Here is a 23,737-nt window from a genome sequence, read left to right on the forward strand (position 1 = left end):
ACCTAAATCACATATTGATTAGGCTATTGTTGTTCTGGTTTAAATCTTTAATTAACTGAATTAATAGCTGAACTAATGTTTCAAAGTGACTATTATCCTGACGGAACGTTTCTAAAAGCCTTGAAACGCTACTATTCACTGCGTTTTTTTGAGCATCAATCGCCGTCTGTAAGCTCTGTAGTTCTTGAGACATAATATCGCTACCATTCCAAGTTGCTGAGGAGTGGGTAACCGAATAATACATTTCAGCAATGGGCTTCATATCAGGATATATTTTGATCTCATTATTCTTGTATTCAACAATAAACCCTTGCCCAGAAAGCTTTTTATCCCAAAACTCAAACTCTTCTTGAGTTCCTTTAATGGCAGTTAACGGGGTCGCGTTACTGAAATCTGCCGACCAGCCGCCAAAATAGGCCCCAGGGTCACTACCTGAGTAACTCTTACCCGAGTATTTACTGATCATTTTATCCATATCTTGTAATAGGGCTTCTGGCTTCAGTTGAATTTTCCCATCACTTCCCGCCGTAATATACTGGCTCATCTTACCCACTGCCGTATTCACATCTTGCATATACTGAGTCGAGGCTTTGACCACTTCACCGTATTTCTTTTGGTACCCAGAATGGATATTCTCGATTAGGTTGCTGATACCCTGAACATGTGGACGCCCATCCACCACGGCATCTGCAATATGACGAGAAGCTTGATTATAACGGTCAACTGCGCGTTTACTTCGACGTTTCACATCTTTGATTTGATCATTGAGTCGCTCAATATCCGAAGAAACTGCTCTTTCCTGATAAGGCTCAAGGGCAACGTCATAACCCAACTGTTGAAAATGCTGAGTCGCTTGTTGATATACATCTCCCTGGGCATCCAGCGGAGATAGGCCAGCGTCACGTACTGACGTGTTCACCTGCGTTTGTGACTCCACGGGCTTCCCCCCTTTTAACAGGGGAGAATGGGCATAGCTAGTTAGAGAAAAAGTATCCATCATCATAATTAACCTTTTTTATCCCCTAACAATGCTTTGGAATGTTCTTTGCTGTTCTTCTTTGATCTCATTGACGCTTTTACGCATCTCTTTAACGAGATCACTATTTTTGTCGACTTGTTTATCTTTATCGGCAGATACCGAGCGAGCCATATCCGCGACAGATTGTTGAGTCATTTTGTTGGCTTCTTCCGATTTAACATTGACTTGATTAGCGGAGGTTGCCATCTGCCCAGCGTTGTCAGATAAACGAGAGCCTTGTTCTGCAACCCCCATATGGACACGCGTTTTATTCATAATGCGCTCATGCTCATCTCGCTCCGCTAACCCTAATTTATTGGTTCGCTGGGCGGCTTCAGCTCCACGTTGGTTTGCCAATGCTTTTTGTGCTGGTGTTGCACTATCCACCATATCCACATCTACGCCATCTTTAGTTTTTAAAGATAAATTGTTTCCTTTCAGTCCATTAGCTGAAGAGAGGGAACCGGCATTTAACTCATTTAAGCGATCAGCCGCCGCACCATTTTGGTTCGCTTTGACTAGATTATTTTTAATCGATTGTGTTTGTTTATGAAGAGAACGCGCTTGGAATGCAGCGCCTGCGGTACTAATGGCTAATGAGGTAAAGAAACCCGTTAAAGCACCCGCAAACATCTCTTTACCTTCTTTAATGGTAGATTCCGCAGCGGATTCCACCATTTTGGCATTTAGCATTAAGAAATCAGCACTAATACGACGATCAGAAATATTTAATTCAGCCACAACCTTGCGGATTATTTTCATCAATTCCACGATCAAGTCGCTGCTGATGATCCCAACAAATTCACTGTTCTTCACGGCTTGAACGGATTTAGTTTCTTTTGAAGAAACTCCCGTAACGCCTTGGTTATTTAAAACATCTTTAAAGAAAGACCCAGCTAAAATCACATAAATTGCCTGTGAAAATTGCTTAATTACGGCTTCATCATCCAACAGCATATTTTTTGCTGTTAACTCAGTACTTTCATTGACCACCTTAGTTAAGGTGGTTTCAACCATGTCAGGAGTCAAAGAGATAAAAGTGCGTAAATCATTTAATAACAGCGCTTTTTCTGGGGAATCTAATTGGTCTAATGCATTAGTGAGTGCCTCAGCATTCACTGTGCCACTTGGGATTTTTAGGGCGACTCTTTCACCCGAAATTTCAGCTGCATTCGCTGTAATATCACTGATAGTAACTGATTTTGGTGTATTTTCTGCTGCTGTAGATGGTGTAGATGCTTGAGCATTTGTCTGCCCAACTGGCTTGGATAATACTGGAGAAAATAGGGATTGAGTTACGGTTGTCATAAGATTATCTCCAAAAAATTAAGCGAAGCGTGCTGTTTTTAGCATGTCGACTTTGTTACTGTTTGAGCGATTCAAAGAATTCATCATGGTGGTGAACATTTCATCTAACTGTTCATAGTTTTTTGAAACAGACTTAATTAGTGCATTTAGCAATTCTTCAAGAGCCTGTATCACCTCACTATTTAACATCATGCCCGCTAACATCTCTTTCATATCTCTATGCTGCGCTGCGGCACTTAAACGTAATCCGCCTGTCGTTGCCGCATTTGCAACAGATAACCCAGCGCCTGTCCCTTTCATTCCCACTTCCAAGCGAGCCATCGTTACACTCTGTGTTTTACTGTTTGCAGCCACATCTTTTACGGTTTTTGCAATGTCTTTAACATCATCGACTTTGCTACCCACTTGCTCGACAGACTTAGCAATCTCTTGGGCGTCATCAAATTTATCTGCTAGCTTGGTTAATTTCGTGAGCTTAACCATTTCATCGGCATTATCAGCGGCTGATTGCCCAACTTTGGCACCTTTAGTTGCCATATTTCCGAGAGCATTAGTGAAACTTTTCGGCATAGACTTAATGGCGCTTTTTAATATAGTTCCCACATTTTTTGCCAACATCTTGGTCACGTTGGTGACCGTATTGGCGATGTTCTTCACAAATGAGGACATTGAAAGCAATGAAATTGCTAAAAAGGCAATCGCTGCAAGCACCATACCGACAATGCTACCGATACGTTTGGCTTCCTCTTCAGGAACCCCAAACGCCACTAGCATATCGGTGACGGCACTGGATATTTCAGCGGCAAGCATCTGCATTAAGCTCCCTTGCCCCGTTTCTTCTAAAACAATATCTGTCACCGCTAATGCGATACCAATCGCAGCTACCGCTAAGGTTAATGGGGCAGCCGCGCCAAAGGTCGCTACCGTCGCAATCACCGAAATTGCTAGCATTACGTAACTGAAAATCTTGCTCGCACAAGAGGCTGCTTTATTGGCATCCGCCGCTTTGCGCTCCGCTTCTGCCGCTTCTTTAGCTTTTTTATCGGAGTCTTTACGCGCCGCTTCACTAACTTTCATCATCACCTCTTCTTGCTCTTTGAGGTTGCGAATCGAATCTTCATTCATCGCTTTCTTGAGCGTAGCGGTGAGCATGGTGAGTAAAGCAATGGTGTTTTCCCATTTATCCCCATCGACCTCTGTAGGGCGTGGCGCAGTTTCAATAAATTGATTTAATTTTTGGCGCTCTATATCTGCATTTTGAGCTAATTTAGCTGCATCTTCTGCGATAACTTCCAATTTGCTCTGTAACACGTTGATATCATCATGACATGTAGTCACTTGGCTATTTAATGTCCGGAGGTTCTCCGTGAGCTGGTGATTCTGCACCTGTAATGGTTGGATTTGATGAGTCAGCTCTGCGATGTTTGCTTGCAGCATTAGCTGTGCGCTGTCGGTTTCTGGTGTGTTTGGTAATGAAGAGAGTTGGGCTAAAGACGCTTTATTTTCATTGAGTTGAGATTGTCGCTGCGCCAATTCATCTTGATTCTGTTTTATCGATAATTGTGAAGTCTGTTGCTGTGTCTTTAAGCTATGTAACGCATTTTTTGCGGCAAGTAACTGGTTTTTTTGCGTGTCGAACTCGGCTGCGGAGCCATTAAGTTGCTCTGTTGCTACGGCAAATGAGTCGAGCAACAAAGCCCCTTTTTCTCGTAACGCAGCCGATTCAATATTCAGCAATTGTAAGCGGTTGCTTAACTCCGTTAAGTTTCCAGCAAACAACAGTTGGCGTAACGTTGCAAACGTATCGATTAATACCGCGTTGGCATTGAATCCCTTTTCCTGCTGAGCCTCTGGTGACATTTTCATTGCCGACATTTTTGGTCTCACCAATTGAGGAATATGTTCAGCGCGCTGACGCTTCATTTGCTCTGAAGAGGCGAGTTCTCCACAAGCCTCTTCTAAAGCTAATAGCGCCTTAGCACTCTCCTCACCTAAACCTAATGGGTGATTCCCTTGCAAAAATGTACGGATATTATTTATTCGCTCATTACCCGCTGAATTTAGGGTATTTGGCGTTGTTACCTGACTCATATTATTTCCTTTACGCAGTATTCGAATCTGTTGATTCGGCGTCGACTTTTTCCCGGTTTTTCTTTAAAGCGCTCAAATACGCTTCGGATTTTTTCTGTAAATCCATATCCGTGCTGTTCTCAATGACACTTTCAAAACAGTGAATGGCTGCGCTACTTTTTTTCAACAGCAAATTACACTGCCCCGCATGGAACAGTGGTCGGTAATCATTCTTGGTCAATACAAATGCCAACGCATATAACTCCGTCGCTTTCTCATAACGTTTCGTTAATTGATAAACCGCGGCAAGTCCCATGACATAATCGGTATTGTAGAAATCATAGATGCTTAAGAATCGGAAAAAGGTTTCCGCTTCATCTAATTTACCTTGCTGATAAAACTCATAAGCATAAGCATAGATACCGTCCATGGTACTTTGAGGAATACCGTGGATATCTTTATAGGTAGCACCTTCCATTAAGGCGCTGGTAATACTGTCGAGTAAAGCTTCCATATCAACGTCTTTTAAATCGTCGGTTGCGGTATGATTCATATTCTCACCTTGTTATTAATGTGTGGCATATGATGCAAACCCTGATGATTGCATCATAATTAATCAAATAATCTGTTTCTTATAAAAAACGATTTAGCAAAATAATAATTAATTTACACCCTTATCAAATTATGAATGTGATTCGGTTTTAATTAGTTTTTCCAATGTTTCGTCAACATCTATTCCCAGTTTTTCTAATTCAACACGAATTAACCAGGTAATTATTTGCATAACACTCTGTAATCCTTGGTCATCAATAAAACTGTCTTTTTTATATGTTCGCCATATTTGGCGAGCCAATATAATATCTCTTACAACGGGAACACCTTGCTGCTGTGCATATTTAATAATGGCTTTTGCTTGTACTCCGCGCATTTTTGCCATTAAAAAAGGTAGTGGCGCAATGTTTGAATCGTAATAAATTAACATCGCAATATGCGTAGGGTTCGCCATAATAAATGTCGAATTTCGCACGTTTGATTTCACTTCCTCAGAGAGGATTTCTTGGTGTAAACCTTTTCGAGCGCTCTTGATATGCGGGTCACCCTCATTATCTTTAAATTCTTTTTTAACTTCTTGTTTTTCCATTTTTAAGTTTTTAATAAACAAGAAAAACTCTGCAATAGCATCAATCACAACGATGAAAACCGCCACCGCCAGAAACACAAAAACAAATAAAATACAAAGTGTTACCCAACTACTCATCATGCCGTTGATGGTGGTTCGATAGAGCATAAAAATCTCTTGTCGCCACACCACAAAAAAAGTTGCGGCTGAAATACTGAATACCAATAAATATAAAATAGCTTTAATAAGTTCCTTTAGTGAGTTTAAAGAAAATATTTTCTTAAACCCCGCAATTGGATTTAACTTAGTAAAATCAATTTTGATTGCTTCTGTTGCCAATCGAAATCGACTCTGTAATAAAGAAACAATCGTCCCCGATAAAAAGCAGGCAATTAAAATAGGCAAAACCAAACTTAAAAATATTTTTGAAAACTGCCAAAGTAAATTATCAATATGAATATCGTATGGATGCAATAATATTCTTTTCATTAGCCCGCCAAGTTCATATAAGCTAGCGGCGCCATCAATAACTAATGCACCGACAACTAATACAATGGCTGCAACCGTATCCTTACTTTTAAAACTTTGTCCTTTTTTAGCAGAGTCTTTTATTTTTTTGTCGGTAGGCTTTTCTGTTTTTTCAGCCATAGCAATCTCTACTTACATTAAGGATCAAGAAATACGCTATTCAATGGCGACATTGAAATCATATTCACTAAGATGTCCGGTACTTCATTTTGGAAATAAAGTAAAAAAACAATAAATGCAATAATCGATTTAATGGCGAGCGATAATGAAAATGCATTTAATTGTGGGCAAAAACGGGAATATAACCCGAGCGCGACTTCCGAAATAAATAACGTCACAATAATGGGTGCCGTTAAAATAACACCATTCACCACGGCTTTGTTTAACCATTCAGCCAACGGCAAGCTGTTAAAAGACGTAAACCCATGAGCAAATGGCAATAATTGGTAACTTTGCGCAAAAACATTAGCGAGCTGGTACATACCGCCTTGAGCTAAAAAAACCATACACACGATATAGCTGATAAAAACCGCGAGCTCAGAAGCTTCGCTACCGCTTGCCGGATCCACGATACTACTGATGGTTTCCCCTCGCTGGGTATCAATCAGTTCACCAATAATGTTGGCAATCATAAACGGTAAGCCCAAAATCAGTGCCAGTACGATACCAATGCAAATTTCATATAAAAATACTTCACTAAGACTCATTTGTGCCCAATCAATGTCTCTCGCCGATAAATAGGGCCACATTCCTAGCGCCAAATACGCTACAACGCAGTTCTTAATGATCCCCCCGTTGAGCAGCTTGTTGCTCAAAAAAGGCAGAAAAAACATGACAGGGGCAATGCGTAGCCAAGCTAAAGAAATTTTCATTAACCCATGCTGAAAATTAAAATAGACAGAGGATGCCAGAGAAATCATCTCCTGATTCATCCAAATAGCCCTATGGATGGCAACGCTGCCGTCATAACTTCAAGGGCATAATTCATGACTTTATCTGCTAACCAACCCGAGATCATAAATAAGCAACCAAAAACGGCTAATAATTTGATACCAAAAGGTAATGTCTGTTCTTGAAGCTGTGTCACTGTCTGCAAAAGACCCACCAGCAATCCAACCACAGTCGCGACAATCACGGGAATGGCAGACAAAATAACAATCAGCAACATCGCCTTATTGCTCACATAAACGATTGAATCCATCATCCATTCCCCTAAGTTAATGCTGTGCGAGTTCGAAGTACTGCATAACTAACCCTTTCGAAATTAATGACCAACCATCGATCGCCACAAACAGGATTAACTTTACGGGTACTGAAATAGTTACAGGGCTCATCATCATCATACCGAGCGCCAACAAAATACTGGAGATCACTAAGTCGATGACCACAAAGGGTAGATAGATATAAAAACCGATCTCAAACGCAGATTTAATTTCACTGAGAGCATAAGCCGGTAATAGTGAAAATAATGTTGGCTCGGCTTGTTCTTCACTCACTTCTGCTTCACTTTTTCCTTGTTGAACTGACTCAAAAAAAGTGACTAACTGCGGGTCGGAATATTTCACTAAGTAATCTTTGTAACGCCCTAAGCCGTTATCAACAAAGTTATCAATTGACTCCACATTGCTAAAATCAACACGTTCACTGCGCATATGATTATTCACATCTTGCAGAATCGGCATCATCACAAAAATGGACAGTAACAATGCAATCCCATTTAATGCCATCGTGGAGGGGACTTGCTGCACTCCCATAGCATTACGCACCATAATCAGTACGATTGAAATTTTTAAATAGCAGGTCCCCGCTGCAATAATAAAAGGCAGCAATGTGGAAAATGCGATTAGGACTAATAATGGAATTTCATTCGGAACCGTCGGCATACTTATAACCTTTTATCGCCTAAGCTCACCAACCGAGTGATTTCCAAGCCTAACTCTTCACTTTCGCCAATGTAGGTCAATTCGCCTTCGGCAAATAATTGTTTATTGGCGTACACTTTTACTTCTCGTTCTTTATTTTCACCAATCGAGAAAATTGTGCCTGGTTGCATGTGATTTAATTCAGCAAGACTGACCTCTGAATGTCCTAAGACAAAAGTCAGTTTTACGGTCAAGTCGTTCACATTAAAAGGACGAGCTGCTTCATCAACGAATGCTTCTTCCATTTCAGTATTTGTCGGCTCATCTTCTGGAGTCATTAAATGTTCAATCATAAAAATACCTTCTTGTTGCTTTTGAAACTGGGCAAATAAACGTCCGTCAATCGACATATTCAGTTGTAATTGCTGAATATAAAGCACGTCATGCAGCGCAATAGACTGCAACGCTTTTCCGCTGATATGGCTATATCCAAGGATCCAATCTGCCTGTAACTTAAATTTTTCTAGCGCACCATTGCTGTGCTTTGACTCGCTCATTCCTTCGAGAGGCTCGGATAGCAACACGTTACCAAGGGTTTTCTCTTTAACCGATAACCAAGGCTGCTGTAGGCGTTCATCATCGACAATCTCGACAGAACTACAACGGAATTGATTGGAGAAAAATGTCTTTCCGGTATTTTCATAGGTAAAAACCTTACACAGACTCTTGCCGTCTAACATATCCCATGCGTAATGTGCCAATTTCGGCCAACGATGGCGGCACCAATCCTCCGCAGCCAGAAATACATACGATTTTTGAGTATCACTCTGTAGGGTTAGTTGAAAATAACGTTCCCCTGCTTTCGGCGTTTGCAGTGTCATTTCGTTCTGGAAGCGTTGCTGCCATTCTTGAAGTTGTTTTTTTCGGGTACTGATTCGACGCAAATTAAGCATGATTACTCCTCATCGTTCTGCTGTTGTTGCTGTTGATGACGTTGTTGACCCTCATGCTCTTCGCGTCGAATAACCACTTTTTGTTCGCCGTGGAATAAATGCTGACTGTCTCGCAAAGCCTGTTGAACTTCATAACTGTAAGTGGATGCCACGACTTCTTCTCGATTCGCTAATGTAAAAGAGACCGAAGGCGTATTTTTCCAGTGGCTAAATGTATAACTCAGAGTTCGTGCCGGTACAGTTTCATGGTTGTCATTCGACATACCGGATGCCATTAATTCAGCCAACTGCACCGCTTTATCAGCAGATGATTGGGTCGAAGGCGTTGGTGTAGTTACAGGCGCCCGAACTGAAGACTCTGCCATCACCTGAGCTACAATATTTTTTGTAATATCAATTTGATCTGGCTGAATAATTTCTGATTGCTCCAACTGGAAGCTTTTGGCATCAGGAAAATGTTGCATTTGTGGCGCATCACTCGGTTGAGGCTTATCGGCAATGGCCAATGCGTCTTTGGCTTGAGTAATATTATTCTGTGTAGAAGCCTTATTTTCCGATCCCGCTAAATACGGCCCCGTTATCGCTGACAATTTTTTATTTTCAAATGATTTTGGTGATGATGAATCCATAAATGTTGTTTGTTGATTCAACGATGTTGCCAGCCATGATTGTTCAATTAACGACGTAGAATTTGTTTTATGTCCATAAGTCGGGATATTAGCCCCTAACTTTAAGGGGAAAATTTGATTTGTCGTCAATGGGATTGCCATAATATTAACCAATGGAATAACCTCCTCATCCTTCGATATTGGTGGTGATTCCGTCGCCGCTGTTTTCATCAGAAATTCAGTCGGCTGATCATTCGCTGGGGTCATTTGAGCGAATAACGCGATGTTTGACCCTGAACGAATGTTTTGAACATTGGCTGATAATGCCATCATGATGGGAACTCCACCCTCATCAACATTATTCTTGTTTTTTTTATGGCTGTTAGCTTGCTCCATCTTTTTTTGCACAATAGCTTGAGCCACTTTTTTCGCTGAGTGTTGTTGACCATACTTTTGATGGTTAAAACCTACCGATGTATTTTTACCTTCCGCTATGGAATTAAATTTACTCTCGTTAGGAATAGATTTTATTATCGACATGGACTAACAGTTCCTCAGTTTCGTTCTGTTGCCGATGCTCTAATTTTAACCATCTAGCACGACATTGTTGCTTGAGATATTTTCGGAATTTCTCGCACTTATTACGCAAAATGAACCCGCGCTCAGACATTTGCTGCTTCAATAAATGGTACTTAGATAATTCACTGACAATATTTTCTATTTGATACTCAAATTGGGCGATTTCTGATAAAACCACGGCTTTTAATCGTTGACGTTCCCAAAAATCAATTTGATTTAATTCTTCTGATTTTTCATACACCGTGACGTGGGTGAATAAAATGTCTATCTTTTGGCGTAAATGAACCTGTTCCTGCTGTAAATGAATCATCGCCAATCGCAGTTTCTTCTGTTCAAGCTGTACTCTTTCGAGTCGTTTTTCAGTTAACGCCAAAAGATTAGAAATCATCATGATGCTAGGTCACCTAATCGAGCCAAGGTTTCCTCTGCGCTGACAAAATCATCCATTGGCTGTTGTAAAAAGCGGGTTATTTCTGGTTGCTTATCTAATGCTCGGTCGTTTTCAGCACTTTCTCCACGCTGGTACTCTCCCAACTCTAGGTACAACTGAATTTGCTCCAATCGTGCTAAGTTATCTCGTACATCCACCGCCCACTGTCGATGTTCTGGTGTAGTCACCTTTTGGAATACACGGCTAATACTGTGCAGAATATCAATTGCAGGGTAATGCCCGCGCCCCGCTAGCTTATGGCTCAGGTAAATATGCCCATCAAGAATCGAGCGAATTTCATCGCCAATGGGGTCTGATTCATCTTCACTTTCTAGCAATACCGTATAAAAGGCGGTAATTGCCCCTTCTTTGATTCGCCCAGGACGTTCGAGTAATAAAGGGAGCTGTTCAAAAACAGATGAGGGATAACCGCGACGTGCCGGTAGCTCTCCCGTTGATAACGCCACATCCCGTAAAGCACGGGCATAACGGGTCATCGAATCCACATACAGTAAAACGTGACGTCCAAGGTCACGGAAATATTCCGCCATTGCGGTGGCTAATAGCGCCGCATTACAACGCTCAATTGGCGGGCTATCCGAGGTGGCATACACTAAAATTGTTTTATCTGCATGAGGTGAAGTTTTTAACTCTTCAATAAATTCAATAATTTCCCGACCACGTTCACCAATCAACGCCACAATATGAATGTCCCCATGGGCATGATTGATCAACATGTTCATCAGCGATGTTTTACCGCTTCCCGCCGACGCGAAAATACCGAGTCGCTGCCCCAATCCACACGTTAATAGCCCATCAATAGCGCGGATCCCCGTGACCAAAGGTTCACTTACAGGTCGCCGCTTAGTAACACTAATGGGAGGGTTATCAATCCGTTGTAAGCGATTTTTTAACTGAGAAATTTCAATATTTTCATCAACTAATGATCCCACTTGTTCACCTGCCGCATTGAAAATGCGCCCAGCAAGATGCTCCCCCATTTGGAAAACAAACGGGTATCCGCTAGGTCGGATAACCACTTCGCGGGTTAATCCTTGAGCTCGACCAATCAAGCTCAAGACAGTAATGCCCTCTTTAAAGCCAATCACTTGAGCTTTAGCAATCACCTCTGGCTGAGTGAGAGATTGCTCAACAAAACAAATCTCACCGATAAACACGCCATGAAGAGGAGCCTCGATTAGGCATCCATGAATGCGCACTGGATGTGCGCAGGAATCAAATAGTTTCATAATGAGTTACACTAATTGTGTTCTAATTTCGTTAGCTCGCTCGAAAAATTCTTCAAAACTATCGGCGAATAACTGCATGTTATCCATAGACTTTTCTTTTAATACCGCAGACAACACCAAGGTATTGTCAATGATATTTAATGCTGGCTGCCCCGGTTGAAAATTACGAGGTGGATACTCGATTAAGCTTCTTAACAGCGAGGCGCTAACTGAATCCAATCGGCTATAATTACATTCAGCTAAATTGCACCAAATAATTAATTCATCCGTGGATAAATCAATATTAATTGCCGGAGAATCATTCATCTCCAACTGAATATTTGAATGGCAATCTAATTGTGAATTAATTAAATCACTACGACCCATTGAATTTAAAAATTCATTTAATTTTTCGACAAAACGATACTTCATTGATAAGTTCCTTATATTGTTTTAATAACATTCACTTTCACCATTTCAGAGACTTCATTAAATGACAGCACCTCTAATTCTGGGAAACGACCTTCCAAGATTTTTTTCACAAATCGACGAATATCGACTGGCACCAACACGTTAATATCTCGTGTTGATAAGTAACTATTTTCTAAAGCTAATTCGGCGGCTTGAATCAGCTCATTGGTTTTTTCAGGTTCTAAGTGTAAATAGACTCCACCCGATGATTGACGAATTCCCTGACGAATGGTGTCTTCAATTTCCGCATTGACCATCAGCACATTTAAACGCCCATCCACGGAAAAACGTGACGATATATAGCGCGCCATTGAACTGCGGATATGTTCAACCAGCATCATGCTATCTTTCTCTTTTGGCACCCATTGCACCAAAGTTTCAATGATTAACTTCATATTTCGTACCGAGATTTTTTCCGTTAATAAACGCTGGAAAACCTCTGTCACTTTTTGAACCGTGGCGTGGCGATAACATTCTTTCAGTAATTCGGGGTATTTTCTTTCAAGATCATCCAGTAAATTTTTAGTTTCCTGTATGCCGAAGAATTCATTGATATGTCGAAGTAATAGCGTACTGACACAATCGATCATTTCGGTCACATCATCACGCGCCATTAATCCAAGCTGCTCAATATCCGATAAATATTGATGACCGAACCACGTACTTACGGAACCATATTCATCGGCATACTTGATTAATTCCATGCCGAGATATTCCAATTCATCGTTCGCCGTTAATAAGCGATGCCCATGGAAATAAACGTCGTATTCACCCGCTTTAACTTCATTAATCAGCACCACAATTTTATTTTCAGGCACAATGGGCGAGTAATTGATAGCAATATCCGGAATGCGATAGCCGTAGCGAATAAAGACATCTTTTTTCATGCGAGATAAAAAAGCGTTATCCTCAAGGTGCTGCTTATATTGCTGATTTACTGAGATAATGACGGGAAGAGTTTCTGGAATATAGTCATCGTCAAAATCGGCATTGGAACGCTGAGTTTCCCCTTCCGTCGCCTCTGTTTGTACATTTTCTCGATTAGAGAGCTGCTCGTTACGCTGGTTTTTACGTTTTTTAATGTAACGTGCCGCAAATAATCCCATTAATAATGAAGACAGGAATAAAAATATTGTTGTCGGGAATCCCGGTAAGAACCCCATAAAAAATACAATTAATGCAGTAATTAAAATGGTGAAATCATTATCAAATAATTCGGAAACAATATTTTCACCCAAGTTTTTATCATTGCCGCCTACGCGCGTCACAATAAAACCAGCACTAATGGAAATTAATAATGCGGGGATTTGCGCCACTAACCCATCACCGATAGTTAATAATGTGAAGGTGTTTAATGCCGTGGAAACATCCATGCCTTGCTGAGCTGTTCCCACCGAAATGCCGCCAATAAAGTTAACAAAAATAATGACAATACCCGCGATTGCATCCCCTTTAATAAACTTCATCGCACCGTCAAATGAACCAAATAACTGGCTCTCTTTTTCCAATTCACCACGCTTGATTTTGACCGTCGCTTCATCAATAACGCCAGCACGTAAATCTGCATCGATGCTCATCTGTTTACCGGGCATCGCATCCAACGAGAAGCGTGCGGCCACTTCGGCAATACGTTCAGAACCTTTGGTAATAACAATGAATTGCACAATCGTAACAATGGCAAATACCACCATTCCCACGACCAAGTTATCCTGAATAACAAACTTACCGAAAGTATCAATAATGTCTCCAGCATCGGCCTCTAATAAAATAAGTCGACTGGTACTGATGGATAATGCCAATCTAAATAACGTGCTAATTAATAGAATTGAAGGAAATGATTGGAAGTTAAGGACTCGGGTTATATAAAACGAGCTCATAAAAATCAGCACTGAAATCATAATATTCAGTGCAATTAGCAAATCAACCAGCACCGTAGGTAACGGGATAATTAGCATCGCAATAACCATGATCATGATGACTAAAACCATCAATTCTGGGCGATTACGGATTTGTAATAAAAATCCGGTGAAATTGTTCATGGGGTAATTTATTTCCTATCAAATCATGGCTGACGACGTAAGCGCTGTTCTTGCGCCAGTAATGAATCCATGTATATTTTTAATTGGTCGAGTAATTCTTCCCGCGCTTCTAGCGAATGAAATACGCCGACGGGTATGACTGAAAATGCAATAATCAGCAGCTGTAAAAACCGAGCCCGTAAATCGCTGGTCATGACCTGAAGTTCATCACGAATAAAGTGCATAACTTTGTCACTAAAACTGTCTTGGCTACGAATGCCACTGGTGAATAATTGGCTCAACACCTTTTCCAAATGGCTCTGCGATAATGCCGCTCGATGGCGAAACAGACCCGATTGGATAAATTGCTGACTAAAAATACGGTCTAAAGATTGCAGTTCTCGCAGTCGCCCAATGCGCGTAAAGAAACTTCCAAACTCACTAATATTCAGGTCGCCGAGAGGCAGTGCTTGCAGGTCACACGCCAATGCGCGGGCAAGGTAGCGCATCATATTTTCACGCTTCACCATTTCCATCTCTTCAGCCCATTGCTCGTACAGGTATACAACCGGACCGTCATAACCAATAAATTCGCGATATAACCCGCGTAAATTACCCGCACTTTCCCGCAATGTTTGCGCAAACGCTTTGGCAATCAGAGCCACATTGATCCCAGCTTGAGCAGTACGCTGGGTATCTTCAGCCAGTAACAAACTTTCTAATTCTTGTAAGCTATCAATTTGTTCTTGCTTGAGTTTTTTTCTATTAATTAATGCGGCTAATACCATCAATAAATCACTGGGATCCAAAAAAAACTGCAATAAAAAGGCACGTAATTGCTGAGGCGTCATTAATTGGCGATTTAATATTCCCTCAATGCGCAATACTTTTTCATCTGCATTATTTTCCAAAATGCGTTCTGCAAAACGCATCCATTCCTCTTCATTATCCTTTCGTGCATTACCTCGGCGAATATGACTCGCGGCTAGCATCGACATCGAGGCATATTCACTGGCACTGTCTATCACACCTAAACCACGAGCAACCTCACCAGCGTCATCACTGTTTTTGGTTGTTGAACGGCTTTTTTCTTGCGAGTTCAGCAACATCCGGCTGTTGTAGTTCAGTGGTGTTATTGCCATGAATCCCTCATGTATTGCTGCAAGAACTGCACCGTGCCATGTAGCTGACTATCTTTTTCAGTAATACGATGACTTTCTGAAAATTGTCGCCCATCCCATGCTTCGTTCTCATCTAATAAACGCGGCTGGATTAAAAAAATACGGACCATTTTTTGTTGGTTGGTCGATGTATGGCTGAATAAACGACCGACCCATGGAATATCCCCTAATAATGGAATTTTGCTTTCATTTTCAACATATTGTTCCCGAGTATATCCACCGATTAACAAGCTGCTGTTTTTCGCAATACGCGCCACAGTATTAATACTGGTACGGTTAACTGAAGGCAGACCTTCAACATTGGATGTTTTTCCGCTGCTATCGCGATTTTCTGCACCGTCTTCAATATTGACTTCCATTTCCACACTTTGACCCGCAGATATACGCGGCATCACGCTGATCATGGTTCCGTAAGTCACTTGCTCTAAGGTGGCAATACGCTCCCCTTGTAACTTGGCGTAGAAGCTGGTGTTGTTATCAAATAATGCCGGGACGTTTTCTTGGGTTAACAGCACGGGGCGGGAAACAATTTGGCTATTCCCATTTTTGCTCAGTGCATCAATTTGGACTAGAAACTTGCTGGTATCCGGTAATGTACTGCGGTTAAAAGAGATAGCCCCGCCACCCGCTTTAAAAGAACCGACTTCCCAATTGACTCCTAAGTTATCTAATTCAGAACGAGTGATATCGATGATCCATAGGGACAATTCAACTTGGCGACGACGGTTATCTAGGTTTTTTACCAGCTCACGCACATAGCGAATTTGCTCTGGGCTCCCTTTTACAATCAAACTGTTACTATCTGGATGAGCCACAAGAGAAAAGGTGCTTTTCGCGCCACCGCCACGTTTGATGACAACTTGTCGATTGTTTGTGTTAGTGCTGCCACCAATTGGGGCATCCATCAACGCATCAATATCATCGTCCGAGGAATTCAACCTGGCAGGTTCAATATCTAATGTTTCCTCAACCGTGCTACCCCCGCTTTTAAACAGTGAACTCATTACCGATAACATACCGGGTACCGTGACTGTTTGACCGCGTAATGAGTAACTACGATCTGTAACAGAAGCATGTTTTAACGGAATAACCGCTACATTGCCGCTGCCTTTTTCTTCTTGTTTAACTTGTTCACTAAGATATAACGCAGCACCTTTAATCAGTTCCACATATAATGGTGGGCCAGAAACAAAGAGCATGGTATCGCCACCTTGTGAACGCACAGGGAAGCGCGAGTCATAAATTCCATTACGTTGAATGTAGCTAATAACCTGCTGGCTACTCACTTTATGGGTTGGGATAATTAAGCTACGCATTTCACTATTGTCATAAACATAAATCCCTGCACCGTCGTCATACCAAACTAAGGCAATTCGGCGGGTTAATGCTTTAAACATCTCATCCGCATTCGCAAGATTAAAATTTCCAGTGACTTTCTTTTGTGCAGCTAACCGACTCAAAATAATCGGTTTATTGATTCGTTCTGCTACCGCATCAAATACTTTTCCTACTGCAATATTATTTGCAACGAAAGTATCGTAGTTTTTTTCCTGTGTAACTGGCTGTGCAATCATCATTTCTGATTGCGCAGTATTCATATTTACACTCAGTAAAAATAGCGATAAAACAACCGCTACGTATCTTTTACTGTTCATATAACATTGCTCCAAGGTGCCTTATCTCTGAGGGTGTTAAGCCCAATTCTTTTTTAATATCATTAGTAAAGTGAGATGCAGAGCAATATCCTGCCTCTAATCCCACATCAAGAATTGAATCTTCGCTTTCAATTAATTGCAAAATGGCATGTGCCATACGAACACTCATTATTTTTCGTTTAGCTGTTTTATTAAAATTCTCTCTGTATAGCTGTCTAAAATAAGAGGCTGAAATACCATAGCGAACACATAATTGGTTAATGTTGGCATTTTTATCTTTTTGCGCAAACGTAATTAAAAAACGCATCATGCCATAGGCTTCATAGCGTCTTAATACATCGCACCATTGTTCAAAGTGGATTTGATTTTTAATAATTAGGTCAATAATAATATTCTTTATTAATATTGGAGATGATATTTCATCTTCAATAAAAATTGATTCTGGAAAAGTATCTTGTTCATTTACTTTACGCTCTTTTTTTGCAAGAAAAGATTGTCCCATTGCAGTATCTATAATAGCGAGAGTCTCAACCAATTCAGATACGCTCATGGTATATATATCCCAAAATTCATTATCAACACTTAAATGTTTAAGCTGGCAAATAAAAATAGCGGGTTCTTGTATTTTAATATTCAAATTAGAATATACGGATTTATAAAAAAGCGTCGCTGTATTTCTTTTGGGGATTGACAAGACCAATGTGTCCTGTAAAGAAAAGCAACTATTTCTACTTTCCAATAATTTAGCAATCTCTTTATCTGACATTATAAATAGGCCTTAACCATTGATTTCCAGTGAGCGTAGAGTGGGTGATTAGATAATAAAAGACAAATGAATACTCCGGAATAAATCGGAATATGAAATGAAAATACAAAGTGTGAATGAATAAGATAAATTCAGCTGACTCAACAATGAATTTAATCTTTAATACTTTTTATTGATATCGAACAGACTTAATCAAATTTATTAGTTGAGATTATATTTATGATAGATACAAATAGCCGCAATTACATAATGAAAATTATTAGCGGCCCGATGAATGGTCAAGAATTAATGATAAGTATAGATAAAAATCTTATTATCATTGATAGCAACATTAGTTATCACACTGATGTCGATGAAAATGGATTAACTACCTATTATATCCCAAGTGATGGGGAGCGATGTGAATTTTCTATTGATTCTGATCCAGCTCAACAAGACACGCTATTTATTCGATTTAGTCAAGGTCGTAATAACTATATATTACCCGTCGTTTTTCAAGAAGTTTTATTAGCAGACTCATTTCCAATAGCAGTCAAGCCATTGAATGACAGATGGAATTCGTTAATTTCTCAGGCGCTGAATTTAAATGCACCTGAAATTAAAACAAACCCATCAAATCAATCTATCGTTAAACAAAAATCCAATTTTAATAAAAAAATCATTACAATCTTATTAATATTAGTCATTATTTTATTAATTATTTTTTCATTCCAAATTAATCCTAAAAATAATGATGATAAAAAATATCAAACACTAGAAAATATCCTAAATGATAGTCATCATCCAATATCATTCGCACAAGATAATAAAAATAAAACCTTGATCATTGTAAGTTCTCAACGTGATGAAGATTGGAGTAGGCAAAATTTAATAAAAGCTAAATACAATGAGAAATTTACAATCATCAATAGCTATAAACTAGAATCTGAAATTGAAGACACTCTTATTGATATTGTACCAAGCCTATTAAAAGTTGAAATTAAAAACCCTTGCAATCCTATTGTTAGAGTTATCAAAAATCAAAAAAATATCAATATTAATGAAGATATTGACCGAGTTATATCTAAACGTTTTAGCTGTTATACAAAAAGTAAAATTGAATATTTTAATTTTGATGATTTATTAAAAAAAGCCGAGCTAGGATTAACAGAAAGCAATGTTCAATGGAATAGAATAACCAAAGGTAATAAAGTTATCTTTGTTATAAGAGATAGTTTAAATGATAAACAGACGATCTCTTTAATTAACTTCACCAATTCATTTAATAAAAAATGGGGAAATAAACAAATTCAATTTTCTGTTTCCCTAGCAAATAATGAACTTGCTGGAAAATCGTTTATCACCCATGTCAATGGTTATACGCTTTTAGGTAAAAACCATTGGTTATTTAATGCAAATAAATTTAATCAATGAGGTATCAATATGTCAGGTATTGACAAAACAACGGGGAATTGGGTTGGGGCAAATTTTGAAAATACAGTCACATCTTCAGCAACCAGTAATGATAGCAAGTGGGGAATGATGTATCGCAGCACTGCAGGCGTTAGTGAAAGAACAAAAACTATTGCTGATGAATTAAAATCAATGCTGGATGATAAATCTCTGGAAGTTGATAACCCATTAGTACTCGGAAAAATTACTGCTCTGAGTGGTAATTATAATATGGCTCGTCAATTACAAAGTAACGTAATGAAATCGATTAAAGATGCGGCACAAGCGATTATTCGTAACGTGTAATTCCCCATGAGCATCGCGCATTTTGATGCTCTATTCCTTATAGGAAAAAATTTATGTTACCTATTATTTCGAGTATTGCAGTATCGAATATTGTAGACATTGATGCACTCACAGCACCATCGATGCCAATCGAAGAGAAAGTGAAAAAACTGTTCTCTGAATATACAACATCAGTGGGTCAGGAGAAGGCCGATATTATAGAAAAAGTTAATAATATCGATCCCAGTAATCCAGCAAAACTTCTGGAATTACAAAACCAAGTCGGTAATTACAGTCTAGCCATGAATATGATCAGCACACTGACTCATAAAAGTGTCTCGGCGATTGATACCGTTTTAAAAGCACAGTAGATCATGAATATATTGAAAAAGCTTCTCTTAGTGGGTTTTGTTGGCTTATTACTTGGCTGTGATAACCAATTGCTGTTGAGTGACCTCAGCCAACGACAAAGCAATGAAGTTCTTGCTGTTTTACAAGAGCATGGTATTGAAGCACAACGTAAACAAGACTCCAAAAACGGGGATTCAATCCGCGTTTCACCCGATGATTTTGTGATCTCGGTAGACTTGCTACGTCAATATAATTTGCCATCTAAGGGACCTGTAGAAATCATCCATGCCTTCCCGGGTGATTCGTTGGTTGCTTCACCTCAGGCGGAGCGAACTCGTGTGCTTTCATTAATAGAGCAGCGCCTCGAACAGTCTTTACTGACGATCCCTCATGTGGTAAACGCGCGAGTTCACGTCAGCTACCCTGTTGCTGGTAATGGTCCAATTAAACCAGTACAAAAAGTATCTAGTCTCGTGACTTATTCAGGGAATGAAGATCCTAAAGTCATGATGAATAAAATAAAACTGTTTTTAAACAATAGCTTTGCGGAAACTACCTATGACAATGTTTCCGTGGTTATCGTTAATCGCAAGCCATTAATCTATCAAACCAAGAAAGGGCCAGAACGTACATTCAATCCAGTCATTCTCACTGCAACAATTGCGGCGATTATCGGTTCATTAATTGCATTATTCATGTATTTACCGCAGAGATTAAAAAAACAGAATAATGAAGATGGAACGGAGAATCCAAAAGATGACCCAGTTGAATAAACTGCTAATTGATCAAAAGGATATTTTTTTAGCACCCGGATGCTATTTTCACCCAGAATTTAACCATGATAACTACCATCTGTTACCGGTGCCATTACAGCACCGGCAGAATCAAAAATTGATACAGCGGTATTCTCTCGGTTTACCTGATGAGAATACACAAATGTTGCCAGATGCAGTTGCTCAGAACTGGGCGCAATTACCTAAAGTGGCATGGGGTTTAGGTGTGATTCAATCCCCAAAACCACTTCCATGGTGGGGTGAGCTATCTCAATACCAAGAGCTGCATTCACAATTGAGCCATCCATTATGGCAGGTAAAAAATACGTTGGTAGCAACGCCACAAACATTACTCGCACTGGGTGCTTGGCAACTATTAACCTGTTTAGCCCCTTTTTGTGAGAGCTACTCCGCACGCGCAAAATATATGTTTAGTCGTTCAACTCAGCGGTTAATTGATACCTCTGAAAATGTGTTGTTACCTTGGAACATTATTGAAGAAACTTGCCATTATGTCAGAAAAAACAGCACCTAATATCCAGCAAACCATGATTGAGAATGTGCTGATTAAGCATCAAGCTTTAAGCACCAATCAATATGCTCAGGCAGTGATCAAGCAAGCACAGCAAAAGGCCAGTGACTGCCATCAGCAAGCTCAACTAGCTCAAGAAGCTATTCATGCAATCGCCTATCAGCAAGGCTATCAAGATGGCCTAGCCCAATTATTGCATGATTTTATTGATGCGATTGAAACCAGCGAAAAAGAGTATCAGAAGACCATTAACCAAACTGAAACTCATCTCGTGAATTCATTAACATCTCTGTTCTCTGATGAACGGTTGCAACAGATTGTCGCTGAGCACTTTACACAGTCATACCATCATGGAAGCAATGCAAGATTGCATATTCCGGCTAAGTTGCAGGCAAAAATTCCCAATAACATGGTAGGACTAACTGTAATACCGGCATCCGATAATACGATTGCTTTTGAAATTGATAATAAAATTACTTATTTTTCCCCAAAAATTGCGACTAAAAAAACACTACCACAAATATTTGCCATCTCAACCCGCTGTCAGATACACCAACAACATAAGCAAGCCTATAACAATTTAATAAAGCAATTACAGGTAATGGAAAACCACAATGAAGATTAGTACTTTTTCGCCACATAATTTTTCAACACCAGGTACTCATGAAGTGAAGTCGGTGAGTACACACGATCTACACACAAAAATGAGTAACCTTTGGACAAGCCGCAATATTATGAAAGATATACAGAATTATCACGCTAAAAACATTCCCCATATCTCTGAGGAAACAGATGTTAAGGTAACAAAATTCATTACGGAGTTACAAAATCATGATAATGAAAAAGCTCGATTTGCCTTTGTTTTTAAAACAATGATTAACCTAAATCGGAGTGAAAAAGAGTCATTTATTGAGCAAGTTGGAAAAACATTAAAATCTTCATCTGAAGAAGGTTCTCCTTTATATAAAGATTTTACTAAAGCTCTACAGCGATATATGGCAATCAGCTTAATGAATACTCCGTTTACTGACCAATTAAACAAAAATATGACGAATATTAATATAAATGATGACGCTGATGATGAGGACGATGACTTGTTTATATAAATCCCATGATTAGATTATTTCATTTCATCCAAACTCTATTAATCTCTCATCCGGCGAATATTGATAAGCTTAGGCTATATTTTCTATAGTCTAATTTTTTTCATCTATCAAATTTTAGAAATATAAAAAAAATAAATTTGAAATTGATATATACACCCACAGGTAGTAGTTTAAATTTACATCATCAAAACACCTTGTTCACTTTTAAAAAAACGATTTAATCTTTTATTTATCGTATACCTCATCGTTTTTTTATATTGAACACCACTTTACTGGCGGTTACGATGTATATAATTATTTTTCTATTTAACTATATTCGTGGGAATTATTATGAATAAAATGGAATACACACAAGTAGAACCAATGATTCTTTTATGTGATCAGGTTGTCTATGACCCACTGAAAAGAACACTTTCTCGCGGTAAAAAAACCATTAATTTATCAGAAAATGAATCCTGTTTATTAAAATTATTATTATTGAAAACCAATAGTAAGCGAGAAGTGATGTATGAAATTTGGGAGAAGCGAGGAACCATCGTGACTGAGAGCAGTTATTATAAGCTTGTCAGACAATTACGCCAATCCTTTAAAAAGGTTGAATTAGATGAAAATCTGATCATGACACTGCCAAGAATCGGTATATTATACACAGGCGAAAAAGCAGAAATGCCAATATTAACAAGGAATTATGAGAGAAAAAACATGTATAGCTATGTACGGTGCTTTTTCCAAAAAGTCTTTAAGCGTTCATTCCAATAATCTATTCATATAAAAGAAAGATAATCATGCCTAAATTTTATATCTCAAAAAATAGTCTATTTTTAATATTTATATTAGTGAGTAGTTTATTTTTATTAGCATGCAATACTCCACTAAATAAATCAAAAAACACATTTAATCTCAGAGGTGATATCTACTCCCAATCGATAGATATCCCTGCTGATGCTCTCATTACCCTTTCAGTATCCTCATTAAATGGTACTGATTACACAGAAAAAAGTCATTATGATTATAGCTTTACTACTCGCAAAGCAGGCCGAACCGTTAATTTCTCCATTAACTTACCCGAAGAACTATTAAATCAAGATCGTTATTTTGGGCTCAGTGTACGCGTTGAGGTACAAGGAGAATTATTGATGATGAGTAATCAAATCATTCCTGTCATTCGGAATTCCTCGGAAAGACTGTCATTAAGAGTTAACGCTATCTAACTCAGTTATATAAAAAACAAAATAATAGGCAATATTTAATTAGCTTAATTGCTAATAGATATTTATTTTTTGAATAGGGCATCCCAGTGAAAGCCCAGTAAATCACATTGATTATCTGAATATTCATTTAAATTCCAAAACAATTCCAAATTATTCACGCAGAACAAACAGAAATAATAAATATAATCACAACACGTTTATATCAAGGATGATTTTGAGTATTACCGATAAATAAACATCATTAAATATTCT

The 23,737-nt window shown here is 39.1% G+C and carries 26 protein-coding genes; 9 read left to right on the plus strand and 17 right to left on the minus strand.

The features are described from left to right. Positions 1-7: 7 nt before the first annotated feature. The 17 genes from PR761_RS09375 to PR761_RS09455 all read right to left on the minus strand — a co-directional run bounded on the left by PR761_RS09375 (position 8) and on the right by PR761_RS09455 (position 17,796). On the minus strand, positions 8-937 hold the full coding sequence (locus tag PR761_RS09375) for an IpaD/SipD/SspD family type III secretion system needle tip protein (protein WP_160113245.1): 930 nt from the start codon (positions 935-937) through the stop codon (positions 8-10). A 78-nt stretch (positions 938-1,015) separates the two neighbouring features. Continuing rightward, positions 1,016-2,326, minus strand: a complete 1,311-nt coding sequence (locus PR761_RS09380; RefSeq protein ID WP_006813890.1) for an IpaC/SipC family type III secretion system effector — start codon at positions 2,324-2,326, stop codon at positions 1,016-1,018. An 18-nt stretch (positions 2,327-2,344) separates the two neighbouring features. Continuing rightward, positions 2,345-4,417, minus strand: a complete 2,073-nt coding sequence (gene sctE, locus PR761_RS09385) for a type III secretion system translocon subunit SctE (RefSeq protein ID WP_230083577.1) — start codon at positions 4,415-4,417, stop codon at positions 2,345-2,347. A gap of 10 nt (positions 4,418-4,427) precedes the next feature. Then, positions 4,428-4,949 carry a type III secretion system translocator chaperone SicA gene (sicA, locus tag PR761_RS09390; RefSeq protein ID WP_112835884.1) on the minus strand — a complete coding sequence of 174 codons (522 nt, stop codon included), beginning with the start codon at positions 4,947-4,949 and terminating at the stop codon, positions 4,428-4,430. Between the two features lie 129 nt (positions 4,950-5,078). Further along, complete coding sequence (locus PR761_RS09395) at positions 5,079-6,164, minus strand: EscU/YscU/HrcU family type III secretion system export apparatus switch protein (RefSeq protein WP_006813893.1); 1,086 nt, start codon at positions 6,162-6,164, stop codon at positions 5,079-5,081. Positions 6,165-6,181: 17 nt separating this feature from the next. Continuing rightward, positions 6,182-6,976: a type III secretion system export apparatus subunit SctT gene (gene sctT, locus PR761_RS09400; RefSeq protein ID WP_154610981.1), complete on the minus strand. Its 795-nt coding sequence runs from the start codon at positions 6,974-6,976 to the stop codon at positions 6,182-6,184. Beyond that, complete coding sequence (locus PR761_RS09405; protein WP_039854915.1) at positions 6,973-7,245, minus strand: EscS/YscS/HrcS family type III secretion system export apparatus protein; 273 nt, start codon at positions 7,243-7,245, stop codon at positions 6,973-6,975. The genes sctT and PR761_RS09405 overlap by 4 nt, the downstream gene beginning before the upstream one ends. A gap of 16 nt (positions 7,246-7,261) precedes the next feature. Beyond that, on the minus strand, positions 7,262-7,927 hold the full coding sequence (locus PR761_RS09410) for an EscR/YscR/HrcR family type III secretion system export apparatus protein (protein ID WP_006813896.1): 666 nt from the start codon (positions 7,925-7,927) through the stop codon (positions 7,262-7,264). Between the two features lie 2 nt (positions 7,928-7,929). Next, a complete protein-coding gene (locus tag PR761_RS09415) occupies positions 7,930-8,859 on the minus strand; it encodes a FliM/FliN family flagellar motor switch protein (RefSeq protein WP_006813897.1) in 930 nt (309 codons plus the stop codon). A gap of 2 nt (positions 8,860-8,861) precedes the next feature. Continuing rightward, a complete protein-coding gene (locus PR761_RS09420; protein ID WP_006813898.1) occupies positions 8,862-10,007 on the minus strand; it encodes a SpaN/EivJ family type III secretion system needle length determinant in 1,146 nt (381 codons plus the stop codon). Next, on the minus strand, positions 9,982-10,437 hold the full coding sequence (locus PR761_RS09425) for a hypothetical protein (protein ID WP_230083576.1): 456 nt from the start codon (positions 10,435-10,437) through the stop codon (positions 9,982-9,984). The genes PR761_RS09420 and PR761_RS09425 overlap by 26 nt, the downstream gene beginning before the upstream one ends. Next, positions 10,434-11,726, minus strand: coding sequence for a type III secretion system ATPase SctN (sctN, locus tag PR761_RS09430; RefSeq protein WP_154610980.1), 1,293 nt, complete (start codon positions 11,724-11,726; stop codon positions 10,434-10,436). Before sctN ends, PR761_RS09425 begins: the two co-directional genes overlap by 4 nt. Before the next feature lie 6 nt (positions 11,727-11,732). Then, positions 11,733-12,137, minus strand: a complete 405-nt coding sequence (locus tag PR761_RS09435) for a type III secretion system protein (protein ID WP_006813901.1) — start codon at positions 12,135-12,137, stop codon at positions 11,733-11,735. An 11-nt stretch (positions 12,138-12,148) separates the two neighbouring features. Then, positions 12,149-14,215, minus strand: a complete 2,067-nt coding sequence (locus PR761_RS09440; protein ID WP_154610979.1) for an EscV/YscV/HrcV family type III secretion system export apparatus protein — start codon at positions 14,213-14,215, stop codon at positions 12,149-12,151. 23 nt (positions 14,216-14,238) lie between these two features. After that, a complete protein-coding gene (gene sctW / locus PR761_RS09445) occupies positions 14,239-15,336 on the minus strand; it encodes a type III secretion system gatekeeper subunit SctW (RefSeq protein WP_006813903.1) in 1,098 nt (365 codons plus the stop codon). Beyond that, entirely contained in the window at positions 15,327-17,030 is a 1,704-nt protein-coding gene (sctC, locus tag PR761_RS09450; RefSeq protein ID WP_006813904.1) for a type III secretion system outer membrane ring subunit SctC, read from the minus strand. The genes sctW and sctC overlap by 10 nt, the downstream gene beginning before the upstream one ends. After that, entirely contained in the window at positions 17,020-17,796 is a 777-nt protein-coding gene (locus PR761_RS09455) for a helix-turn-helix domain-containing protein (RefSeq protein ID WP_006813905.1), read from the minus strand. Before PR761_RS09455 ends, sctC begins: the two co-directional genes overlap by 11 nt. A gap of 249 nt (positions 17,797-18,045) precedes the next feature. Here PR761_RS09455 and PR761_RS09460 point away from each other — a divergent pair, with 249 nt between their 5' ends. The 9 genes from PR761_RS09460 to PR761_RS09500 all read left to right on the plus strand — a co-directional run bounded on the left by PR761_RS09460 (position 18,046) and on the right by PR761_RS09500 (position 23,485). Next, positions 18,046-19,209 carry a PrgH/EprH family type III secretion apparatus protein gene (locus PR761_RS09460; RefSeq protein WP_272519355.1) on the plus strand — a complete coding sequence of 388 codons (1,164 nt, stop codon included), beginning with the start codon at positions 18,046-18,048 and terminating at the stop codon, positions 19,207-19,209. A gap of 9 nt (positions 19,210-19,218) precedes the next feature. Beyond that, positions 19,219-19,533, plus strand: a complete 315-nt coding sequence (locus PR761_RS09465) for an EscF/YscF/HrpA family type III secretion system needle major subunit (protein ID WP_006813907.1) — start codon at positions 19,219-19,221, stop codon at positions 19,531-19,533. 53 nt (positions 19,534-19,586) lie between these two features. Continuing rightward, positions 19,587-19,883, plus strand: coding sequence for a type III secretion system inner rod subunit SctI (gene sctI / locus PR761_RS09470; RefSeq protein ID WP_006813908.1), 297 nt, complete (start codon positions 19,587-19,589; stop codon positions 19,881-19,883). Between the two features lie 3 nt (positions 19,884-19,886). Continuing rightward, positions 19,887-20,636: a type III secretion system inner membrane ring lipoprotein SctJ gene (gene sctJ / locus PR761_RS09475; RefSeq protein ID WP_006813909.1), complete on the plus strand. Its 750-nt coding sequence runs from the start codon at positions 19,887-19,889 to the stop codon at positions 20,634-20,636. After that, positions 20,620-21,171 (plus strand): hypothetical protein, encoded by a 552-nt coding sequence (locus tag PR761_RS09480; protein WP_006813910.1) that lies wholly within the window; start codon positions 20,620-20,622, stop codon positions 21,169-21,171. Before sctJ ends, PR761_RS09480 begins: the two co-directional genes overlap by 17 nt. Next, positions 21,149-21,793 (plus strand): hypothetical protein, encoded by a 645-nt coding sequence (locus PR761_RS09485; RefSeq protein WP_006813911.1) that lies wholly within the window; start codon positions 21,149-21,151, stop codon positions 21,791-21,793. The genes PR761_RS09480 and PR761_RS09485 overlap by 23 nt, the downstream gene beginning before the upstream one ends. Next, positions 21,783-22,274, plus strand: coding sequence for a hypothetical protein (locus tag PR761_RS09490; RefSeq protein ID WP_006813912.1), 492 nt, complete (start codon positions 21,783-21,785; stop codon positions 22,272-22,274). Before PR761_RS09485 ends, PR761_RS09490 begins: the two co-directional genes overlap by 11 nt. A gap of 330 nt (positions 22,275-22,604) precedes the next feature. Further along, positions 22,605-23,033 carry a winged helix-turn-helix domain-containing protein gene (locus tag PR761_RS09495; RefSeq protein ID WP_154610978.1) on the plus strand — a complete coding sequence of 143 codons (429 nt, stop codon included), beginning with the start codon at positions 22,605-22,607 and terminating at the stop codon, positions 23,031-23,033. Between the two features lie 26 nt (positions 23,034-23,059). Further along, positions 23,060-23,485 (plus strand): YbaY family lipoprotein, encoded by a 426-nt coding sequence (locus tag PR761_RS09500; RefSeq protein WP_006813914.1) that lies wholly within the window; start codon positions 23,060-23,062, stop codon positions 23,483-23,485. Positions 23,486-23,737: the final 252 nt, after the last annotated feature.

The sequence above is a fragment of the Providencia sp. PROV210 genome, from assembly GCF_028479445.1.
Taxonomy (GTDB): Bacteria; Pseudomonadota; Gammaproteobacteria; order Enterobacterales; family Enterobacteriaceae; genus Providencia; species Providencia rustigianii.